Raw genomic sequence first — 416 nt, forward strand, 5'->3', positions numbered from 1 at the left:
ATCAAGTCTTGACTTCAGATACCAAAAAACCAAAGGGGTCACCCATTAGAAAGTTCCGGTCAAGCAGGCAGCTGTGTTTTCTTGATCTTTTTATTCAAAAAACCAAGTGTTGTTACTTTTTAAACTCACTTTAAATATGGCTATACACCTAGTCATGACGTCGATTGGTGTGAATATGCACCAGTCACCCATATGAATTTATAAATAAGAGCGGTTAACGTGCAGGCTCAATCAAATCTGATGGTTTTACCAACCCCTATTATTAACTCAGCACGTTAACCTAATTCGTTTTATGGTCGTTAAGAAAAAGCCTTGTGTTCATCAAATGGGACGTTGTCTTTCAGCACGTGGTAACACGCTCTTGCCAGTTTATGTGCAACGGTTTTAATCGCGATAACTTGATTTGTTTTAGCTAA

Annotated in this window: 1 pseudogene; it reads right to left on the bottom strand. The window is 38.2% G+C overall.

What is annotated here, in order from left to right:
- Window positions 1–299 precede the first annotated feature (299 nt).
- Window positions 300–416 (bottom strand): annotated as a pseudogene (locus tag ACFI4Z_RS19080) (IS110 family RNA-guided transposase); the annotation flags it as partial.

This window comes from Pseudoalteromonas sp. RWi3 (assembly GCF_054960735.1).